Here is an 18,725-nt window from a genome sequence, read left to right as displayed (position 1 = left end):
TCGATGATTTTATAACGTTGGTTGTATCACTACAGGCCTTATAGATTCTAGCTCTAGCCAGCACCAGCCGGAAATACTCATGCGATGACGTCATGTGCGGTGCTTGCAGAACGACAGGCAGATGAGGTGATGCATGACCAATGTATGTGGCTGGATTGCGCAAGCGGGGAGTTCACCCGCTCGCGATGCTCTCAAAGGCACGCAAAAAGCCGATTGGCTGATTGTCGGTGCCGGTATCACCGGCCTGTGCGCCGCTCACACACTCGCTGAAATGCACCCTCAGGCGCGCATCGTGATTGTCGACAGACAACGGGCCGCACAGGGCGCCTCGGCGCGCAATTCAGGTTTCGTGGTGGGTCACGAACATCCGGCCAAGGATGAGCTGATCGGCAACCCGGGATTTGCCGGTTTTGAAGTCGATACCTCGATTTCCCGTGCTGCCAGTGACGAAGTGCGCCAGCGCATTGCTCGTCTGGGCATCGAATGTGAATTCAGGGAATCGGGCTACTACTTCGCCGTCAACGATCCCGCCAAGTTGACCGATGTCGCGGCCAAACTGGCAACGCTACGCGCTGTCGGCGCCTCTGCGCACTTTCTGGAAGGTGAACCGCTGAGCAAAAAACTGGGCACCGCGCATTACCAGGCCGCGATCTGGTGCGGCAATGGCAACGCACTGCTGCAACCCGCGAAATACGTGAAGGGCCTGCTGGATACGCTGCCGGACACGGTGACCCTGTTTGAGAACACCGATATCACGGGTCTGGAGCGTTTGGGCAAAGGGCGTATTCGTGCCAATGGCACCGATGGAAGCATCGAAGCCAGGCAAGTCCTGGTGTGCCTGAACGCGTTCATCCCGCGCTCCGGAATAGAAGACAGCGGGACGTTCCCGATGGAACTCAGCGCCAGCCTCACGCGACCACTCAGCGACGCCGAGTTCAAGTCCATCGGCGCGGTTGAGCCTTGGGGCGTGCTGTCCACCCGGCCACTGGGCGCCACGGTGCGACTGACCCCGGACCGCCGCGTGATGATCCGCAATACGGCGGAATACCGATCTCGGGATTTATCCGACAGTGAGCTTTTGTACCGTCGCAAACACCATGTGCTCGGCTTGCAACGACGCTTCCCGTTCCTGAGCGAGCAGGACATTCAATACACCTGGACCGGACACTTGAGCGCTTCACGCACCGGGCAACCGTATTTCGCCAAGGTCGACGAGGGTGTGTTTGCGGTGGCCGGCTGCAATGGTTCGGGCGTCGCACGCGGCACCCTTTGGGGACGCTTGCTCGCCGAACTGGCGTCGGGTGACAGCTCGCCCATCCTCGAATCAGTGATGCGCAGAGCCGCGCCGGGCTGGCTGCCGCCGCGCCCCTTGCTCGATATCGGTGCCATGCTTCGAATGCGCGTGGAGGCGGTCAGGGCCAAAACAGAAATCTAGAACACCCGGCGATCAAACAATAAAAACTCATCAAACACACGGTGATTGAACATGCGCGTCAACAACATTTCCCTGATGGTCGTGCTGTCGACGTTGTCAGCAGCCACTTACGCTGACGAAGTCGTCAATATTTCAAACTGGAACGGCTACATCGCCGACGACACCTTGACCACGTTCACCAAGGAAACGGGGATCAAGGCAACGTACGACATTCACGACAGTAACGAAGTGCTGGAATCCAAGCTGATGACCGGCAACACCGGCTATGACGTGGTGAGCCCTTCGAACCATTTTCTGTCCCGATTGATCAAAGCCGGGGCGGTTCAGAAACTCGACAAAAGCCAGTTACCCAACTGGAAAAACCTTGACCCGGCACTGATGAAAAAACTCGAGGTCAATGATCCGGGTAATCAATACGGCTATCCGTACATGTGGGGCACGGCGGGTATTGGCTACAACGTCGAGAAGATCAAGGCGATCTTCGGCAGCACCGATGTCACCCATTCCTGGAATCTGTTTTTTGATGAGAACAACATTAAAAAGCTGAGCCAGTGCGGCGTGGCGATTATCGATAACCCTACGCAGATCCTGCCGATCACCCTGAATTACCTGGGGTTGCCGTCCCATAGTCACGAGCCGGCGGATTACAAGAAAGCCGAGCAGGCGCTGCTCAAAATCAGACCTTACGTCCAGTATTTCCACGCCTCCAAGTACATCAGCGACCTGGCGAACGGCAATGTCTGCGCGGTGATCGGTTTCAATGGCGACATCGTGCAGGCGGCCGCCAGCGCCAAGGAAGCCAACAACGGCATTGAAATCGCCTATTCGATCCCTGACGAAGGTTCCACCCTGTGGTTCGACATGGTGGTCATGCCAAAGAGCGCGCCGCACGAGAAGAATGGCTACGCCTACATGAACTACCTGCTGACACCGCAGGTCATTGCCAACATCAGCAACAGCATCCATTACGCCAACCCCAACCTTGCGGCGGATGAATATGTTGTTCCGGCTGTGAAGCAGGACCTGGCGATTTACCCGCCGACACGTGTGCTGGACAAGCTGTTTACCGTAGAGGAACTTCCCGCTGCCATCGCACGGTTGACTACTCGCCTGTGGACCAAGTTGAAAACCAATACCTGATGATCAGGTGTACGCCAATAGCCGACCGCACATCACCACGCTGACCCATAACCCAATCGAAAGCAGCGCCTGGATTTTTGCGATTCCAGGCGCCGCAGTGCCCGTGTTCCACTGGGTGACCGAGCGGTATACCCCGACGTGGAAAAGAGCAGCGTTGAGCCCGGCAGTGGCGATCAGGCATAGCTTCAAGATGAAAATGTCATTCGAGGCGAAGTCATGGGGATGGGCTGAAAACATCATCAGCCCGGCGGGCACGATCAACAGCAGGGCCAGGATGGACCAGGTCAGGAGGTGGCGAGCCAGGGCTGTTACCGCAATCTCTTTCGACAGCCCGAGCACCCGTAGATCGAACATCACCACAGAGCCGACAAGCACCGCAAATCCAATGATGTGAACCACCTCGACCATCGGATACAACCACAGGTCGCCCCGCATGGCCGCGCCAAGCTGCGAGTCACCCACCCAGTCCAGCCAGCTGTCCGGACCCGAACCAGCGCTGGTATCGATGGCCTGCATCATCTCAACTCTGTGGTTTTGCCGCCGACCGTGATGCGTTCGGCGCGCATTTCATCGGGTTTGTTTCGATTCTGATAGCCGACCACGCTGGCCGTGTTCCCCACACTCAGCATGTCCCGGGAAAGGCCGCGGTTCTCCATGCGCGAGGGTGGTGCCAGGACGACGTTCCAGGTTTTGTCTTGTGTTTTGAGACGCACGAAGCCGTGTGGATGGGAGTAACCGGATTCTTCTATCGTGCCGTTCAACTGCAGGGGGGTGCTGGAGTCGTATTCACTCCAGCCGTGATGCGCGAACGCCGCCGTTGCAGCCAGTAACAGTGACAATCCAATGCTGCCGAGCATGCCGTTCATGACAAGTCTCCTGTTGCAGATCATTGATCTACGTGAGTCCTGGCGAGTTTTCACCGCAGAGGGTTTTTAGAATAGTCCGACATTTTTCAACGCTACGCCGAGCAAATGTTTCTGAAGAAGTAGAAGTTTGAACATCAATAGCTTGCTTGGCCGGTTCATAGGCGAGTGACGATAGCGAATTGGTTAAATGCTGTCTCCCTAACCATGGCCTACGCTTATCCGCAGGCCAGTGTTCATTGAGCAGGGTTTGTTCGCCCTGCTCGGCGTTCACCCGGCACCTATAAAAACAATGCAATCGGGAGACAACTTATGTCCGCCTTGTTCCGTCGATTCAGCCGCTGCATCGCAACGGCCGTTACCGCTGCTGCACTCGCGACACCGGCCTTTGCGCTGGACACCGTCAAGTTCATGGCCCCGGGTTCTGTGGGTGGCGGCTATGACCAGACCGCCAGGGTTCTGGGCAAAGCTTTAATCGAGGCCAACACGGCCAAATCCACCACCTTCGAGAACAAGGGCGGAGCAGGGGGGACATTGGGGCTGGCGCAGTTCGCCAACAGCACCAAGGGTGATCCGAATGCGCTGCTGGTTGTCGGTGCGATCATGGTCACTGCCATTGAACAAAACAAACCGCAAATCACCTTGAAGGACGTAACGCCGATTGCTCGGCTGTTTACCGAATACAACGTGATTGCCGTCCGCAAGGAGTCTGAATTCAAAACCCTGGAGGACTTGCTGAAAGTCTTCAAAGACAAGCCGACCAGTATTTCTTGGGGCGGTGGCTCCAAGGGGTCGATCGATCACATCGGCATTGCCGAATTGGCCGCAAAAATGGGTGTGCCGGTCAACAAGGTGAATTACGTCGCCTTCGCGGGTGGGGGTGAAGTCGTTGCTCAAGCATTGGGCGGGCAGATCAAGGTGATCACCGGTGGTTATGCCGAGCTTGGCCAATACATCAGGAACGGCCAGTTCCGAGTACTTGCCATCGGCGCGCCAGAACGCATTGAAGGCATCGATGCCCCGACCCTCAAGGAGAAAGGCTACGACGTGACCATCGGCAATTGGCGCGGTGTTTACGGTGCCGCGAACCTCACGCCCGAGCAGCGCAAAGCAGTGATCGACGCCGTCGTGGCTGCCGCCAACAGCAAGGTCTGGAAAGACAATATCGACACCAACAAATGGGCACCCAACGTCCTGACCGGCGATGAGTTCGGCAAATTCGTCGACGAAGAGCATGTGCGGCTGCGTGCAATGCTGGTCGAGGTCGGGCTGGTTTCGAAATGACTCAGTCTCGCGCAATCGTGCCGGTACAACTGGCGATCGGCGCCGGAGTGATTGCCATCAGCGCCGTGTTGGCGGTGGGCGCATTCCGCTTTCCTCCCGAGATGGGCTTCGTCATCCTGGGAGCCCACGTCTATCCGTACGCCGTCGCGGTGTTCCTGGGCGTTGTCGGTCTGTTGCTGTGTTATCAGGCCGTCACCGGTGGTTTTCGCGAGTTGGCAGACCACAGCGACGAAGCCGCCCAAGCGCTGCCCGGCGGCAAATCCGGCGCAGCCTGGGTGACGGCGGGACTTGTGGGGGTGGCCATGCTGATTAACCTCATCGGGTTCGTATTGGCCGCCGGGCTGCTGTTTGCCTGTTCGGCGCGGGGGTTTGGCAGTCGTCGTCCGGTGAAGGACCTCGCCATCGGCATTGCCTTGACCCTGCCGATTTACTGGCTGTTCAACGCCGGGCTAGGGGTTTCCCTGCCGCCCCTTGTCAACGCCTGGATCTGACCCGGGCTGAAGGAGGTAATCAAGGTGGAAACTCTTGCGAACTTGGCCATTGGTTTTTCTGCTGCGCTGACACCGATCAATTTGATGTGGGGCTTTATCGGCTGTTTGCTCGGCACCGCCATTGGTGTCTTGCCGGGTATTGGGCCGGCGCTGACGGTGGCGTTGTTGCTGCCGATTACCGCCAAGGTCGATCCTACGGGCGCCTTGATCATGTTCGCCGGCATCTATTACGGCGCGCAGTTCGGCGGCTCGACCACCTCTATCCTGCTCAATACGCCCGGCGAATCGTCCTCCATGGTCACGGCCCTGGAAGGCAATCTCATGGCGCGCAACGGCCGGGCAGGACCGGCCCTGGCAACGGCCGCGATAGGGTCATTTGTTGCCGGCACTATCGCGACGGTGTTCCTGACGTTATTTGCCCCTATTGTTGCCACGCTGGCGCTCAAGTTTGGTCCTGCCGAGTATTTCGCGATTCTGGTGTTGTCCTTCACGACGGTGTCTGCGGTACTCGGTGCTTCGATGCTGCGTGGTTTTGTCTCGCTCGGGATTGGACTGACCATCGGCTTGATCGGCCTGGACTCGACCTCGGGCATTGCCCGCTACACCTTGGCGGTGCCGGAGTTGGTTGATGGCATCGAAGTCGTGCTCGTGGCGGTCGGTTTGTTTGCAGTGGGTGAAGCCTTGTACAGCCTGCTTTATCAAAAAGAAGAAGCGTCCGGTCGGCACCGTTTGACCTCGTTGTGGATGACGCGCTCTGACTGGAAACGCTCGGTCCCCGCCTGGCTACGGGGCACGTTGATCGGTTTTCCATTCGGGTCGATTCCGGCCGGTGGCGCTGAAATTCCGACGTTCCTGTCCTATTCGGCGGAACGCAAACTGAGCAAGTACCCGAAAGAGTTTGCAGGCAACAAGGGCGAGGGGGCGATCGAGGGCGTTGCCGGTCCCGAGGCGGCCAACAACGCGAGCGCGACGGGTTCTTTGGTGCCACTGCTGACGCTCGGCATCCCGACGTCCGCCACTGCGGCGATTCTGTTGGCCGCGTTCCAGAACTACAACCTGCAACCGGGGCCGATGCTCTTCCAGACGTCGGGGGAACTGGTCTGGACCCTGGTGGCCTCGCTGTATATCGGCAACGTGATCCTGTTAGTGTTGAACCTCCCGTTGGTGGGCCTTTGGGTCAAGCTCCTGCAGATTCCCCGGCCGTACCTGAACGCCGGCATTCTGGTGTTTGCCACCATCGGCGTGTACGGCATGCGCCATTCTTCCTTCGACCTTTTTCTGATGTTGGCGATCGGTTGGGGTGGGGTGCTGATGCGTCGTTTCGATTTTCCCGTCGCCCCCGTGATCGTCGGCATGCTGCTCGGGCCGATGGCTGAAAAGCAGCTGCGCAATGCGTTGTCCATCAGCGAGGGAGACTGGCTGGTGTTTGTGACGCAACCGATATCGGCCGCGTTCCTCGCGCTAACGCTGCTGGTGCTGGTGATCCCGCATCTGCTTCACGCCCGCGGTATCAAGTTGCATGAGGACGATTGAGCGAATTGGCCAGCGTAGCCTGCCGGGCATTGAGGCGCGCCTGGAGGAAAAAGGCAAATCTTCCGACCACCTGTATGTGGTGGCAGGGAAGGGCGGGGCTTTTCCGGCGTAGGAGCATGGTTATTCGGCGTGCAGCACACGGACTCGGTCTCGCCGACAGCTGCCGGCGGGACCATTTTTGGCCTGACCATCACCCTCGTTTAGGCAGTTTCCAGTCTGGCCGAATGAAATGGCACGTGTAGCCGTTGGGATAGTGTTCGAGGTAGTCCTGATGTTCCGGCTCTGCTTCCCAGAACGGGCCTGCGGGCACGATTTCAGTCACGACCTTGTCGGGCCACAAGCCAGATGCATCAGCGTCGGCCACCGTGTCCTCGGCCACCTGCTTCTGTTCATCGTTGAGATAGAAGAGTGCAGAACGGTAGCTCATACCCACATCGTTGCCCTGACGATTCTTCGTTGTCGGGTCGTGGATCTGGAAGAAAAACTCGAGGATCTGGCGATAGCTGATCTGGTCCGGATCGAACACGATCTCGATCGCTTCCGCATGCGTGCCATGGGTGCGGTAAGTCGCATTGGGCACATCGCCGCCCGAGTAGCCTACCCGCGTGGACAGCACGCCGGGGTAACGTCTCAGCAAATCCTGCATGCCCCAGAAGCAGCCACCGGCCAGGATGGCAGTTTCAGTTCGCGTCGTCATATACGGTCCCTCCCATCAGTGAATTTGGGATCAGGTATCAATGTACATCATGTGGTTCCGCTTCTTGGCCGAAAGCGCTCACTCCGTCCGTGGCCACTGATCCTCGATTGCGTACCACGGCGCTTTCGATGCAACACACACGTGTTTCTGTTTTTCACTCAGGAACGGGGTATCCAGCGTGCCTATCGCCAAGGACATCCAATCCGAATACTCACCTTTGGAATCAGACCAGAACAGCGAAGAGCCGCACTCGCCACAGAACTGTCGTGCGACGCCTTCAGATGAGTGAAAGGTTTTGAGCGTCTCGCCCCCCGCAACGATCGTAATCGCCGACCTGAGGGCGCTTGCATACGTCGCGAATGCTGCCCCGTGGCCCTTGCGACATTGGCTGCAATGGCAATGGGTAACCGCTTTCAGCTCGGCGGCCACTCGATATTTCACTGCGCCGCACAGGCAACTTCCTTGGTGAAGTGCATCCATGTTCATCGTTTCTCAGGTATCGGTCGCGCCACTGTAGCGGTCTGCCGAGTGGAGTGAAACCCAGTTGTCCGGTCTTTCGTCAGGCGGTTTTAAGGTATCGTCAGCCCCCAGGATTTGACGCATCCCATGGAGAGAGCATGACGTTAACCGCTGAAACGTTGATTGAGATCGCGATGGCCAATCCGGCAAACGCCGAGATTGCCCGACGCTTACCTTCACTCGGCCTGAACCAATGCCTGTTGACGGCGGGCTGCCTTTTTCAGGCGGTCTGGAATCATCAAGCCGGGCTTCCCGCCGCTTGGGGCATCAAGGATTACGACGTTTTCTACTTTGATAAAGACGTGTCGTGGGAGGCCGAGAATGAAGTCATCATCGCCGCCCGGAAACTCTTTCACGACCTCGACGTAAACATCGAAATCAAGAACCAGGCACGGGTTCACCTTTGGTACGGTCAGCGATTTGGCAGGGCTTATCCCAAGCTTCAGTCGACAAAGGATGGCATCGATCGGTATCTGATTGCGGGGACGTGTATCGGTCTGGATGTGGTGACCGGCGAGGTGTATGCGCCTTACGGTTTGAACGATGTCGAAGAAGGGCTTTTACGGATTAATCCGGTGAATCATCAGCCCGATCTGTTCGATCAGAAGGCCCGGAGTTATAAGGCTCGCTGGCCTTTTCTACAAGTGGTCGCAGTTTGAATCGACAGACTTTTCCGCCGCGCACTCGCGGATCAACGGTAGGTAAAAGGGGAGGGTAGGGACACCGCAGCCTGGCTGACCGATGTCCCCTTCGTTACGAAAATCAGAACTTGAACGCTTGTCGGCCTACCAGCAACCCGTGGCCTTTCTGTTTTTGCCAAATCTGGAAGTTCTCGATTTCGGTCGGAACCACTTCGGTGCCTTTGAGCGCTTGTGCCGAGAAGTGATGAAGGACCAACGCTACGTCACCCGATACGGTGATGGTCAGGTTCTCGGCGGTCAGCGCTTTCAGTTCGGCAATGTTCTGCGGCCGAGAAAAAACGAACTTGCGTTGAGGGCTTGTCTCGAGGTTTAAGGTCAGAACGACGTCCCGAAAAATGAAGGTGAAAACTTTTGTCCTGGGCGAGCAGGGTTCGTTAGCAAAGTCTTCATATTGCTGGGTGTAGTCAGCGCGACTCGCCATTACAATGCAACACGTAGTAACTCATCATTTATAGGGATATTGGCTAGTGGATGACAACAGAAGGCCCATCAAGACGCGCTCTGCGGGCTGGGCAAAACGCATCACCGACATTCTGGTGAAAAGAGACATTTCCCCCAATCAGATTTCCGTCGCCAGCATCGCCTTCGCGCTTGCCGGCGTCGTGGCGCTCAATATTGATAGCGGTGTCATTGGCTCGATCTGCTGCGCGATCGGCATTCAGTTGCGCCTGCTGTGCAATCTCTTCGATGGGATGGTGGCGATTGAGGGCGGCAAGAAGTCCGATATCGGCAGTCTCTACAACGAATTCCCGGACCGGATTGCCGACAGCCTGCTGATCGTAGGGTTGGGGTATGCCATTGGCCAATCCGACCTCGGATGGTTTGCTGCCCTGGCGGCGGCACTGACTGCTTATGTCAGGGTGTTCGGCGGCTCGATTGGCCTCAAGCAGACCTTCATCGGCCCTATGGCCAAGCAGCATCGAATGGCCGTGATGACCGCAGGACTGCTGCTGAATGCCGTCGAAGCCAGCGTTTATGGCACTCACTACGTACTGTTGATCGCGCTGGCTGTCATCGCCATTGGCTCAGTCGCAACCTGCGTCACGCGAACGCTGGCGATCGCCAGGCAGCTGAAAGGGGCCGACCATGTGGATCAGTAATGCGTTGATTTCTGTTCTTCGACTGGTTATTGGCGTCACGGCCAGGTGGGAGAGTCCGCCGGATCTCTCGCGTCAGCGAATCTATTTCGCCAATCACACCAGTCACATGGACACCTTGGCCATCATTGCAGCCCTGCCGCCCGAGGCCAGGTTAAATGTGAAGCCGATCGCCGCTGCCGATTACTGGGGAAAGAACCGGTTTCTGTCGTACATCTCGCAGAAAGGGCTCAACGCCGTGCTGATTGACCGTAAACCGGCGCCCGGTAAAAACGCCCTGGAGCCCATTTTCGATGTGGTGCAGGCGGGTCATTCGATCATCTTCTTTCCTGAAGGCACTCGCTCATCCGAGGCACTGCCGGGGGAATTCAAATCAGGTCTTTACCGGTTGAGCGAGACCTTCCCCGATGTCGACCTGGTGCCTATCTACCTGGAAAACCTTCATCGCTCCATGCCCAAAGGCAAACACGTCCCTCTGCCGATCATCTGCACGATCCGTATCGGCAATCCGATGGAAAGGATTGCTGGCGAGGATAAACAGGTGTTTCTGGAACGCGCGCGTAACGCCATTGTGGGGCTGTCGAAATGAGTCTTGAAGCAAAGTTTTTGTGGTTCTTTTTTGGATTGGCGTGCTTGCTGGCGATTGCTTCGCTCGCCGGTCGACTGCTGGCCCGGCGGGCCAAAACGGAAGGCGCTGTCTCGACCATCGAAAACCTCAATCAGCGCGTGAATGCCTGGTGGGGGATGGTCATCATTTTCTTCGCTTCCTACCTGCTGGGCGGTAATGCAACGGTTGTCCTGTTCGGATTCATCTCACTGTTCGCGCTCAGGGAGTTCATCACCCTGACACCGACCAGGCGGGGTGACCATAACGCCCTGTTTTCGGCGTTCTTCATCCTGATCCCGCTGCAATACATACTGATCGGTATGCACTGGTATTCGATGTTCACGCTGCTGATCCCGGTGTATTCATTCTTGCTGCTACCGGCGATTGCGGTACTGAGCCAGGACACTGACGGCTTCCTGGAAAGGACGGCGAAGATCCAGTGGGGCGTGATGATCTGCATTTATTGCATCAGCCATGCGCCCGCACTTTTGCTTTTGGATCTGGAAGGATTCACGGGCCAAAACGCGCTGCTGCTGTTCTACCTGGTGTTCGTCGTTCAGTTGAGTGACGTGTTGCAGTACGTGTTCGGCAAGCTCTTCGGCAAACACAAGGTAGCGCCGCTGGTGAGTCCATCAAAAACGGTGGAAGGACTGGTCGGTGGAGGCCTGTCTGCAACACTGATTGGCGGCTGCATGTTCTGGATGACCCCCTTCAGCTTCTGGCAGTCACTGATGATGTCGTTCGTCATCGTGGTGATGGGTTTTCTCGGTGGGCTGGTCATGTCGGCGATCAAACGCAGTTTGAGCGCCAAGGACTGGGGGACCATGATCAAGGGCCACGGCGGCATGCTCGACCGGATGGACTCGATTTGCTTCGCAGCACCAATCTTCTTTCACCTGACGCGCTACTTCTTCTCCGCTGCCTGATTCAGGCGCCCTCAAAACCGAAAAAACATACCGCATGTCGTAAAGACATGCGCGTATGGATATTCGCTTAAATAACGGCTTGCGCCAGCCGATAGCCTCTTCAGCAAACCAATCCGCAGTTGGCTTTACGCCACTGACAAACGTGCTGAGAGAGGATCCACAGAGTGTCCATAAAATTACGTTTGATTCTGCTGATTGGCACCGGGCTGATTACCGCGTTGATCATGAGCCTGGTCAGTTACCTGGGGAACACTCAGATGGCTGAGGCGGTGAATGAAAACGAGGTCAGTATGGCCGTGCTGCGCAATCACCTCGAAGCCGACATGATGCACGACGCATTACGCGCCGACGTGCTTTCCGCGATGGTGGTGGGCTTGGGTAAAAGCACCAGCAGCAAAGCCGAGGTGCGCAGTTCCATCGAGGAACATGCGGCGCATTTTCGTGACATGCTCGGTGAAAACCTCAAGCTGCCGGTCAACGACACCCTTAAAGCGGGCCTGAGCAAGATCAAGCCAAGCCTCGACAACTACATCAGCGCAGCCGAACGGATCGTCGGGTTGGCGCTGGAAAATCCGGAGGCTGCTCAAAAAGATCTGGGCACCTTCAATACTGCGTTCAGCCAGCTGGAAGACCAGATGGCCGCTCTCAGTGAACTGATCGAAACCAACACCCAACAGACCAGCGCCGGCACTCAAAAAGTCATCAGCAACGCCAACTTCACCCTTGGCAGCGTACTCATCGCCAGCCTGTTATTGCTGCTCGCCCAGGGCCGCTGGGTGATTCTGAGCATCATGGGGCCGTTGCAGACCGCCAGCCGCATCGCCGACAGCATCGCCCATGGCAACCTGAGCGAACCGATTGTCGAACCCGCTCACAACGACGAAGCGAGCGCCCTGATTCGCAGCCTCGCGACCATGCAGCGCGACCTGCGCGGCATGATCGAAGTAGTGCGCAGCAACGCCCACGGCGTGAGCGGCATGAGTGAGCAATTGAGTAGCGGCTGCCATGAAGTGGCCGGGAGCAGTCAGCAGCAAAGCGTAGCGGCCAGCACCATGGCGGCGGCCGCCAGCGAAATGACCGCGAGCATCGAGGAGATCACCCGGCATGCCGAGCGGGCGCTGAACATGGCCAATCAAGCCGAGGCACTGGCCAAGGATGGCGGTCGTGTGATCCATCAGGTGGTCAACGACATGGACGGTATTGCGCGTTCGGCGCAGCAATCGGCCCAGGTGATCCGCACGCTGGACAAGGAGTCCGAAGGGATTTTCAGCATCATCCAAGTGATCAAGGGCATTGCCGATCAAACCAACCTGCTGGCGCTCAACGCCGCGATCGAAGCCGCTCGTGCCGGTGAGCAAGGGCGTGGATTTGCCGTGGTGGCCGACGAAGTGCGCAGCCTGGCGGGACGCACCAGCGCCTCCACCCAGGAAATTGCCACGATGGTCTCACGCATCCAGCAAAGCACCCGCGAGGCGGTGACCAGCATGGAAGCGGGCGTGGCGCAGGTCGACAAAGGCATGGCCGTGACCGCCGACGTCGAGCGCGCGATTCGCGAAATCCTCGACGCCACGTTGAACACCACGCAACTGGTCAATGACATCACCCGCACCATCGGTGAGCAGAGCCTGGCCAGCAACGAAATCGCCCATCAGGTCGAAATGATTGCCGGCATGTCCGAAGGCAACAGCAAGGTCATCGGCCGGACCGCCTCGACCACCGATGAGCTGTCCACCCTGGCGGGCAAGCTGTCGCAGTCGGTGGATCGGTTCAGACTCTAAGCCAAAACGCGATCCCTGTAGCAGCTGTCGAGCTTGCGAGGCTGCGTTCGGTTCGGGCCGCGTTCGGACGAAGCAGTCGTAAACCCTGAGTGCGCGGTGAATCTGACACACCGCATTGTCTGACCTTACGACTGCTTCGTCCGAACGCGGCCCGAACCGAACGCAGCCTCGCAAGCTCGACAGCTGCTACAGGGCTACAGAGCCGGACGCAAGCTCGCGCATGAAACGCCTAGAGATACTTATCCGTCACCGCGCCTTCCGAGGCGCTGGACACCGTCTTCGCGTACTTGGCCAACACCCCGCGTTTGTACTTGGATTCCGGGCGCACCCAGCGGGTTTTGCGCTCGGCCAGTTCGGCGTCGGAAACATCGACCGTAATCTGCCGTGATTCGGCGTCGATGGTGATCCTGTCGCCGTCTTCAATCAGCGCAATCGGCCCGCCATCAAAGGCTTCGGGCGTGATATGACCCACGACAAACCCATGTGAACCGCCGGAGAAGCGGCCGTCGGTGATCAGCGCAACGTCCTTGCCCAGCCCCTTGCCCATGACCGCCGACGTGGGCGAGAGCATTTCGCGCATGCCCGGGCCACCTTTTGGGCCTTCATAGCGAATCACGATCACATCGCCGGCTTTGACTTCGCCGTTGAGGATGCCGGCCAGCGCGCCTTCCTCACCGTGGTAGACCCGCGCCGTGCCTTCAAAGCGCAAACCTTCCTTGCCGGTGATCTTGGCCACGGCACCGGTGGGCGAAAGGTTGCCGCGCAGCACCACTAAATGGGAGTCCTTTTTGATCGGTTGGTCGAAGGGCAGGATCACGTCCTGACCTTCGGGGTAGTCAGGCACGTTTTCCAGGTTTTCGGCCAGGGTTTTGCCGGTGACCGTCAGCGCATCGCCATGCAGCATGCCGGCGGCGAGCATGCGCTTCATCAGCGGCTGAATGCCACCGATGGCCACCAGTTCACTCATCATGTATTGACCGCTGGGGCGCAGGTCGGCCACCACCGGGGACACCTTGCCCAGCTCGACGAAATCATCCAGCGTCAGCTCGACATCCACGGCATGCGCCATGGCCAGAAGATGCAGCACGGCATTGGTTGAGCCGGCGAGGGCGATCACCACGCGAATGGCGTTTTCGAAGGCCTTGCGGGTCATGATGTCGCGCGGTTTGATGTCTCGTCTGAGCAGCTCCATGACCTGCTGACCGGCGCGGAAACTGTCCGACGCCTTGTCGCTGCCGACGGCCTCCTGAGAGCTGGAACCGGGCAGGCTCATGCCCAACGCCTCAATCGCGGAAGCCATGGTGTTGGCGGTGTACATGCCGCCGCAGGAGCCGGGGCCTGGAATCGCCACTTCCTCGATCTGCTTGACCTGAATCTCGCTGATGTCACCCCGTGCGTGCTGACCCACGGCCTCGAATACGGAAATGATATCGGTGTGGCCGGCGCCCGGCCGGATGGTGCCACCATAGACGAAGATGGAAGGGCGATTCAGCCGCGCCATGCCGATCAGGCAGCCCGGCATGTTCTTGTCGCAACCGCCCACGGTCACCAGGCCGTCAAAGCCTTCGCAGCCGGCCACCACTTCAATGGAATCGGCGATCACTTCCCGCGACACCAGCGAATACTTCATGCCTTCAGTGCCGTTGGCGATGCCGTCGGAAATGGTGATCGTGTTGAAAATGACACCCTTGGCACCGGCGGCATTCGCGCCTTTTTCGGCTTCTATCGCCAGCTTGTCGATGTGCATGTTGCAGGGTGTCACCATCGCCCACGTGGAGGCGATGCCGATCTGCGGCTTTTTGAAGTCCTCGTCCGTGAAACCCACTGCGCGCAGCATGGATCGTCCCGGCGCGCGTTCCACACCGTCGACCACTAGGGAGGAATATTTGCGCAAATCGTTTTTGTCGCTCATGACTGCTCCTCACAGGCTCGTCGAGAAAATCACGATGAGTATAGTGGGCTCAGCGCGCGTGCCCGGACTATCAAGTCGGGAACAGACGCGCGGGTTTGCCGTGTCGTGATATTCTTCGCCCTAACTTGCTTTGACCTATTCAGTTTGCGCGTCCTTGAGACGCGCCAACAGAATCACTGTCGCTCAAGTAGCTGAAGCCAATAACGATAAAAAGTCAGTTCAGTAGGGACATATAAACTGAGGTCGATGGAGACACGTCGGCCTTGTGTGCCCACCCTCCAATCCTAATGCGTGCGGAACCCACAGCATGCTGCCTGCATGCCGTGAACCAGGGGCCTCAAGCGTGGGGATGGAAGGGCGGATGGCGTTTTATCATAGGTGCTACACATGTTTAAAAAAATGAACACGGCCCTGCTGGGGCTGGCTTTGTCGATGGGGATCGCGTCCGCGCATGCGGAAGAGGCAAAGAAAGTCGATGTGCTGCTCATTGGCGGCGGCATCATGAGTGCGACCCTGGGTGTTTGGCTCAATGAGCTGGAACCGGGCATGTCGATGGAAATGGTCGAGCGCCTCGACGGCGTCGCCCAGGAAAGCTCCAATGGCTGGAACAACGCCGGTACCGGTCACTCCGCCCTGGCCGAGTTGAACTACACCCCGGAAGACGATAAAGGCAACGTTCAGATCCCGAAAGCCGTTGAAATCAACGAAGCCTTCCAGATCTCCCGTCAATTCTGGGCCTGGCAGGTTCAGCAAGGCGTGCTGAAGAACCCGCGTTCGTTCATCAACTCCACGCCACACATGAGCTTTGTGTGGGGCGATGACAACATCAAGTTCCTGAAAAAGCGCTACGAAGCCCTGCAAGCGAGCCCGCTGTTCGCCGGCATGCAATACTCCGAAGACCCGGCTGTGATCAAGAAGTGGGTTCCGCTGATGATGGAAGGGCGTGACCCGAACCAGAAAGTCGCGGCCACCTGGTCTCCGATCGGTACCGACGTCAACTTCGGCGAGATCACCCGTCAGTTCGTTGCGCACCTGCAAACCACGCCGAAGTTCGACTTGAAACTGTCTAGCGAAGTGCAAGACATCACCAAGAACGAAGACGGCAGCTGGCGCGTCAGCTACAAAAACCTGAAAGACGGCACCAAAACCGAAACCGACGCCAAGTTCGTCTTCATCGGCGCGGGCGGCGGTGCACTGCACCTGCTGCAGAAGTCCGGCATTCCTGAAGCCAAGGAATACGCAGGCTTCCCGGTAGGCGGCTCGTTCCTCGTGACCGAAAACCCAACCCTGGCCGAACAACACCTGGCCAAGGCCTACGGCAAAGCCTCCGTTGGCGCACCGCCGATGTCGGTTCCGCACCTGGACACCCGTGTCCTGGACGGCAAGCGCGTCATCCTGTTCGGCCCATTCGCGACCTTCAGCACCAAGTTCCTGAAAGAAGGCTCGTACCTGGACCTGCTGACCACCACCACCACGCACAACGTGTGGCCAATGACCAAAGTAGGCATCAAGGAATACCCGCTGGTCGAGTACCTTGCTGGCCAACTGATGCTGTCTGACGAAGACCGCCTCAACGCCCTGAAAGAATACTTCCCGAACGCCAAAGCCGAAGACTGGCGCCTGTGGCAAGCCGGCCAACGCGTGCAAATCATCAAGCGTGATGAAGCTGCCGGTGGCGTGCTGAAGTTGGGTACTGAGATTGTTGCTTCGCAAGACGGCACCATTGCTGGTCTGCTGGGCGCATCGCCGGGTGCATCGACTGCTGCACCGATCATGCTGACCGTGCTGCAGAAAGTGTTCAAGGACAAGGTTGCTTCGCCAGCCTGGCAGGAAAAGCTGCACCAGATCGTGCCTAGCTATGGCACTCAGTTGAATGGCAGTCCTGAGAAGGTTGCTGAAGAGTGGGCTTACACCGCCAAGGTGTTGCAGCTGACTCCGCCGCCGGCGATTGGTCAGGTGGTGGCTCCGGCTACTGCTCCGGCTGCTCCTGCCAAGGCGCCGAAGGCTAATGCTGCGACTGATATGGCTCTGTAACTAGAGGCCAAATCAAAAGCCCACTGAACCGGTGACGGTCAGTGGGCTTTTTTGTAGGCGCCATTCAGTTCTTGCAGGTTACGCAACACTAAGGCTGAAGCGGGCGGACCGCTATCTCAATACTGCTTTGGTTTTTGCTCAACGTCCTTCGAACCGCTAGAGGTCGACGCATCTTTGTCTGTCGCTTCCGAGTCCGCACCGGAGTTTGAACCCGCCGCTTCCTCACCTTTTTTGTCGGCCTTGTCCTCCTTGGATTCATAGCCCTGAGCCTGGTTGATTCCGGGAAGCGCGGCAGGTGGCACGGCAGATTCTTCAGTTGTCTTTTCGGCCGCAAGTGCGAAAAGCGAGCAGGCGGCCAGGCCCGCGATCGTGAGAGCAGCAATTGTCCTGTTCATCATTTAGGTCTGCCATGTGAGGGGTGTACAGCGTTGGAAAAAACGGGAAGGGGAAGGTGCTGAGGAGCTGACAAACGGTGGTGGCTCCTGAGTTCGCAGCACCAGAGACGGCCAAGCAGTGCCTTCATTAGTCGCGACAAAATGGCTTAAGCTAATAGAAGGCTGGAATGGAACATCTCGACTAAAGGACGCGACATTTATGGAAATCCCCTTTTCTCAAATCAGCGAGCGTTTGAACAATCGCCGATTTTCGGTAGCAGACAACGCCCACGGGCTATCCGATGCACGCACCGTATTTCACTACCATGTCGAGGAAGATGCTATTTGGGGTACTTATCAGGGCGGCCATATCCGCATGGGTAATCAAGTCGGGCGCGTGACTGGTCCCGATACCATTGAGCTTCTTTATCAGTGCTTGACTACGGATGGTGAGATTCTTGCCGGCTGGTCGCGTGGCACAGTAGGCGTTGATCACGCAGGACGTACCACTCTGACCTTCGTATGGGGTTGGTTGTCGGGCGCGACTGGAGGTGGGGAGTCTAGCTACGTCGAGCTTGCGGCGTAGCGGTTAAGCAGAAAAAGTCGGACTCCGCCGCCGGTGATTGGTCAGGTGGCGGCTCCGGCTATTGTTCCAGAAAGGTGGACGATCATTCGTCGTACATCAATTCCAAGCTTTTTATCCATTCATGCGGCGCATTGTATCTTGCGTAATAAATCTCCCTTTCTGCTCCGCTTAAATCAGTAAAAAACGGCGAGAAGTAGCTGTCGTTATAGTAGCCCTGAGCGCCTTGCATATTTCCTCCCCACCACAAAGGGTTGTACCCCTCAAACGCTATCCAGGGTGGCGGAACGGCCAACCTCTCAAGCTGAATGATGTTCAGAAATTCGACGCTGTTCGTAACCATCCGTATCGTTGTGGCGCTATATTCTCCGTCGGAGCTGAAATAGATCAGGTGGTTGTTTTCTCGGATGTCTGAATAGCGTTTTACGGGAAGGTCGTTGAATGGTTTTTCAGTCTTGAACCTGAAATTCGATTCGACGAGTGCCGAAAACTTATGAGCGTCTTCATTGCCGATTAAGAAAGCAGAGTAATAGGCCGAGATACCGATATCGTCCAAAGATACCACTTGCGGATAGTCGGTCAGAGACCGAGGGAGGCGTGATAGAGGCTCAGCAAAAACCGACTTCAAATCTGGTATGGAGTAGCCGGCAACTTGCTCTTCCTGGACACGTCTTACTAAAGTTTTTATTCGACTGAAAATACTCATTCCCTATCCTCGATCCTTGAGATGACCAATCAATTTTGCCCATTT

19 protein-coding genes and 2 pseudogenes are annotated in these 18,725 nt (G+C 57.4%); 13 read left to right on the top strand and 8 right to left on the bottom strand.

The features are described from left to right. The first annotated feature begins 133 nt into the window (after positions 1 to 133). Positions 134 to 1,435: an NAD(P)/FAD-dependent oxidoreductase gene (locus QFX16_RS17435; protein WP_283180676.1), complete on the top strand. Its 1,302-nt coding sequence runs from the start codon at positions 134 to 136 to the stop codon at positions 1,433 to 1,435. Positions 1,436 to 1,486: 51 nt separating this feature from the next. Beyond that, the gene (locus tag QFX16_RS17430; RefSeq protein WP_283180675.1) at positions 1,487 to 2,575 is read left to right on the top strand and encodes a polyamine ABC transporter substrate-binding protein; all 1,089 of its coding nucleotides are present in this window, start codon (positions 1,487 to 1,489) and stop codon (positions 2,573 to 2,575) included. Positions 2,576 to 2,578: 3 nt separating this feature from the next. Here QFX16_RS17430 and QFX16_RS17425 read toward each other — a convergent pair whose 3' ends face one another. Both QFX16_RS17425 and QFX16_RS17420 read right to left on the bottom strand, forming a co-directional pair. Beyond that, on the bottom strand, positions 2,579 to 3,091 hold the full coding sequence (locus QFX16_RS17425) for a DUF6644 family protein (RefSeq protein WP_283184591.1): 513 nt from the start codon (positions 3,089 to 3,091) through the stop codon (positions 2,579 to 2,581). Further along, the gene (locus QFX16_RS17420; RefSeq protein WP_283180674.1) at positions 3,091 to 3,441 is read right to left on the bottom strand and encodes a DUF6152 family protein; all 351 of its coding nucleotides are present in this window, start codon (positions 3,439 to 3,441) and stop codon (positions 3,091 to 3,093) included. Before QFX16_RS17420 ends, QFX16_RS17425 begins: the two co-directional genes overlap by 1 nt. A 309-nt stretch (positions 3,442 to 3,750) precedes the next feature. On the opposite strand from QFX16_RS17420, the gene QFX16_RS17415 reads away from it, so the two are divergent. Genes QFX16_RS17415 through QFX16_RS17405 form a run of 3 tightly spaced genes read left to right on the top strand, consistent with a single transcriptional unit; the run spans position 3,751 to position 6,746 of the window. Beyond that, positions 3,751 to 4,722, top strand: coding sequence for a tripartite tricarboxylate transporter substrate binding protein (locus tag QFX16_RS17415; RefSeq protein ID WP_283180673.1), 972 nt, complete (start codon positions 3,751 to 3,753; stop codon positions 4,720 to 4,722). After that, a complete protein-coding gene (locus QFX16_RS17410) occupies positions 4,719 to 5,213 on the top strand; it encodes a tripartite tricarboxylate transporter TctB family protein (protein WP_283180672.1) in 495 nt (164 codons plus the stop codon). Before QFX16_RS17415 ends, QFX16_RS17410 begins: the two co-directional genes overlap by 4 nt. 24 nt (positions 5,214 to 5,237) lie before the next feature. Further along, on the top strand, positions 5,238 to 6,746 hold the full coding sequence (locus tag QFX16_RS17405; RefSeq protein WP_283180671.1) for a tripartite tricarboxylate transporter permease: 1,509 nt from the start codon (positions 5,238 to 5,240) through the stop codon (positions 6,744 to 6,746). A 190-nt stretch (positions 6,747 to 6,936) separates the two neighbouring features. On the opposite strand, the gene msrA is transcribed toward QFX16_RS17405, so the two are convergent. Together msrA and QFX16_RS17395 are read right to left on the bottom strand one after the other, a co-directional pair. Next, the gene (gene msrA / locus QFX16_RS17400) at positions 6,937 to 7,443 is read right to left on the bottom strand and encodes a peptide-methionine (S)-S-oxide reductase MsrA (protein ID WP_283180670.1); all 507 of its coding nucleotides are present in this window, start codon (positions 7,441 to 7,443) and stop codon (positions 6,937 to 6,939) included. A gap of 78 nt (positions 7,444 to 7,521) precedes the next feature. Further along, a complete protein-coding gene (locus QFX16_RS17395) occupies positions 7,522 to 7,923 on the bottom strand; it encodes a GFA family protein (protein ID WP_283180669.1) in 402 nt (133 codons plus the stop codon). A 137-nt stretch (positions 7,924 to 8,060) separates the two neighbouring features. Here QFX16_RS17395 and QFX16_RS17390 point away from each other — a divergent pair, with 137 nt between their 5' ends. Next, positions 8,061 to 8,621 (top strand): nucleotidyltransferase family protein, encoded by a 561-nt coding sequence (locus QFX16_RS17390; RefSeq protein WP_283180668.1) that lies wholly within the window; start codon positions 8,061 to 8,063, stop codon positions 8,619 to 8,621. A gap of 103 nt (positions 8,622 to 8,724) precedes the next feature. On the opposite strand, the pseudogene QFX16_RS29775 reads toward QFX16_RS17390, so the two are convergent. Continuing rightward, positions 8,725 to 8,895: pseudogene (locus QFX16_RS29775) on the bottom strand (nuclear transport factor 2 family protein); the annotation flags it as partial. Between the two features lie 235 nt (positions 8,896 to 9,130). Here QFX16_RS29775 and QFX16_RS17380 point away from each other — a divergent pair. The 5 genes and pseudogenes from QFX16_RS17380 (at position 9,131) to QFX16_RS29765 (ending at position 13,071) form a co-directional block, all read left to right on the top strand. Beyond that, entirely contained in the window at positions 9,131 to 9,763 is a 633-nt protein-coding gene (locus QFX16_RS17380; protein WP_283180667.1) for a CDP-alcohol phosphatidyltransferase family protein, read from the top strand. Next, positions 9,750 to 10,349 carry a lysophospholipid acyltransferase family protein gene (locus QFX16_RS17375; protein WP_140681266.1) on the top strand — a complete coding sequence of 200 codons (600 nt, stop codon included), beginning with the start codon at positions 9,750 to 9,752 and terminating at the stop codon, positions 10,347 to 10,349. Before QFX16_RS17380 ends, QFX16_RS17375 begins: the two co-directional genes overlap by 14 nt. Next, entirely contained in the window at positions 10,346 to 11,293 is a 948-nt protein-coding gene (locus tag QFX16_RS17370; protein ID WP_283180666.1) for a phosphatidate cytidylyltransferase, read from the top strand. The genes QFX16_RS17375 and QFX16_RS17370 overlap by 4 nt, the downstream gene beginning before the upstream one ends. Positions 11,294 to 11,457: 164 nt before the next feature. Further along, a pseudogene (locus QFX16_RS29770) lies at positions 11,458 to 12,213 on the top strand (MCP four helix bundle domain-containing protein); the annotation flags it as partial. Then, positions 12,208 to 13,071, top strand: a complete 864-nt coding sequence (locus QFX16_RS29765) for a methyl-accepting chemotaxis protein (RefSeq protein ID WP_425589949.1) — start codon at positions 12,208 to 12,210, stop codon at positions 13,069 to 13,071. The pseudogene QFX16_RS29770 and the gene QFX16_RS29765, both read left to right, overlap by 6 nt. Before the next feature lie 229 nt (positions 13,072 to 13,300). Here the strand turns inward: QFX16_RS29765 and ilvD are convergent, their stop codons facing one another. Then, positions 13,301 to 14,983, bottom strand: coding sequence for a dihydroxy-acid dehydratase (gene ilvD / locus QFX16_RS17360; protein WP_283180664.1), 1,683 nt, complete (start codon positions 14,981 to 14,983; stop codon positions 13,301 to 13,303). A 387-nt stretch (positions 14,984 to 15,370) separates the two neighbouring features. Between ilvD and mqo the strand changes: the two genes are divergently transcribed. Continuing rightward, a complete protein-coding gene (gene mqo / locus QFX16_RS17355; RefSeq protein ID WP_283180663.1) occupies positions 15,371 to 17,017 on the top strand; it encodes a malate dehydrogenase (quinone) in 1,647 nt (548 codons plus the stop codon). Positions 17,018 to 17,133: 116 nt separating this feature from the next. Here the strand turns inward: mqo and QFX16_RS17350 are convergent, their stop codons facing one another. Further along, a complete protein-coding gene (locus QFX16_RS17350; RefSeq protein WP_283184589.1) occupies positions 17,134 to 17,412 on the bottom strand; it encodes a hypothetical protein in 279 nt (92 codons plus the stop codon). Positions 17,413 to 17,611: 199 nt separating this feature from the next. On the opposite strand from QFX16_RS17350, the gene QFX16_RS17345 reads away from it, so the two are divergent. After that, positions 17,612 to 17,977 (top strand): avidin-fold protein, encoded by a 366-nt coding sequence (locus tag QFX16_RS17345; RefSeq protein WP_283180662.1) that lies wholly within the window; start codon positions 17,612 to 17,614, stop codon positions 17,975 to 17,977. Between the two features lie 82 nt (positions 17,978 to 18,059). Here QFX16_RS17345 and QFX16_RS17340 read toward each other — a convergent pair whose 3' ends face one another. Next, positions 18,060 to 18,680, bottom strand: coding sequence for a hypothetical protein (locus tag QFX16_RS17340; RefSeq protein WP_283180661.1), 621 nt, complete (start codon positions 18,678 to 18,680; stop codon positions 18,060 to 18,062). Positions 18,681 to 18,725 lie beyond the last annotated feature (45 nt).

Source organism: Pseudomonas svalbardensis (assembly GCF_030053115.1).
Lineage (GTDB): Bacteria > Pseudomonadota > Gammaproteobacteria > Pseudomonadales > Pseudomonadaceae > Aquipseudomonas > Aquipseudomonas svalbardensis.
The sequence above is the reverse complement of the archived record's forward strand: the minus strand, read 5'-3'. Positions and strand labels throughout refer to the sequence as shown.

What these genes read in the sequence shown, in the direction of transcription:
- mqo (WP_283180663.1), top strand. Translation starts at nt 15,371, where the DNA reads ATGTTTAAAAAAATGAACACGGCCCTGCTGGGGCTGGCTTTGTCGATG.
- msrA (WP_283180670.1), bottom strand. Translation starts at nt 7,443, where the DNA reads ATGACGACGCGAACTGAAACTGCCATCCTGGCCGGTGGCTGCTTCTGG.
- QFX16_RS17345 (WP_283180662.1), top strand. Translation starts at nt 17,612, where the DNA reads ATGGAAATCCCCTTTTCTCAAATCAGCGAGCGTTTGAACAATCGCCGA.
- QFX16_RS17395 (WP_283180669.1), bottom strand. Translation starts at nt 7,923, where the DNA reads ATGGATGCACTTCACCAAGGAAGTTGCCTGTGCGGCGCAGTGAAATAT.
- QFX16_RS17435 (WP_283180676.1), top strand. Translation starts at nt 134, where the DNA reads ATGACCAATGTATGTGGCTGGATTGCGCAAGCGGGGAGTTCACCCGCT.
- QFX16_RS17375 (WP_140681266.1), top strand. Translation starts at nt 9,750, where the DNA reads ATGTGGATCAGTAATGCGTTGATTTCTGTTCTTCGACTGGTTATTGGC.
- QFX16_RS17340 (WP_283180661.1), bottom strand. Translation starts at nt 18,680, where the DNA reads ATGAGTATTTTCAGTCGAATAAAAACTTTAGTAAGACGTGTCCAGGAA.
- QFX16_RS29765 (WP_425589949.1), top strand. Translation starts at nt 12,208, where the DNA reads ATGCAGCGCGACCTGCGCGGCATGATCGAAGTAGTGCGCAGCAACGCC.
- QFX16_RS17350 (WP_283184589.1), bottom strand. Translation starts at nt 17,412, where the DNA reads ATGAACAGGACAATTGCTGCTCTCACGATCGCGGGCCTGGCCGCCTGC.
- QFX16_RS17410 (WP_283180672.1), top strand. Translation starts at nt 4,719, where the DNA reads ATGACTCAGTCTCGCGCAATCGTGCCGGTACAACTGGCGATCGGCGCC.
- QFX16_RS17425 (WP_283184591.1), bottom strand. Translation starts at nt 3,091, where the DNA reads ATGCAGGCCATCGATACCAGCGCTGGTTCGGGTCCGGACAGCTGGCTG.
- QFX16_RS17430 (WP_283180675.1), top strand. Translation starts at nt 1,487, where the DNA reads ATGCGCGTCAACAACATTTCCCTGATGGTCGTGCTGTCGACGTTGTCA.
- QFX16_RS17390 (WP_283180668.1), top strand. Translation starts at nt 8,061, where the DNA reads ATGACGTTAACCGCTGAAACGTTGATTGAGATCGCGATGGCCAATCCG.
- QFX16_RS17420 (WP_283180674.1), bottom strand. Translation starts at nt 3,441, where the DNA reads ATGAACGGCATGCTCGGCAGCATTGGATTGTCACTGTTACTGGCTGCA.
- QFX16_RS17415 (WP_283180673.1), top strand. Translation starts at nt 3,751, where the DNA reads ATGTCCGCCTTGTTCCGTCGATTCAGCCGCTGCATCGCAACGGCCGTT.
- QFX16_RS17370 (WP_283180666.1), top strand. Translation starts at nt 10,346, where the DNA reads ATGAGTCTTGAAGCAAAGTTTTTGTGGTTCTTTTTTGGATTGGCGTGC.
- ilvD (WP_283180664.1), bottom strand. Translation starts at nt 14,983, where the DNA reads ATGAGCGACAAAAACGATTTGCGCAAATATTCCTCCCTAGTGGTCGAC.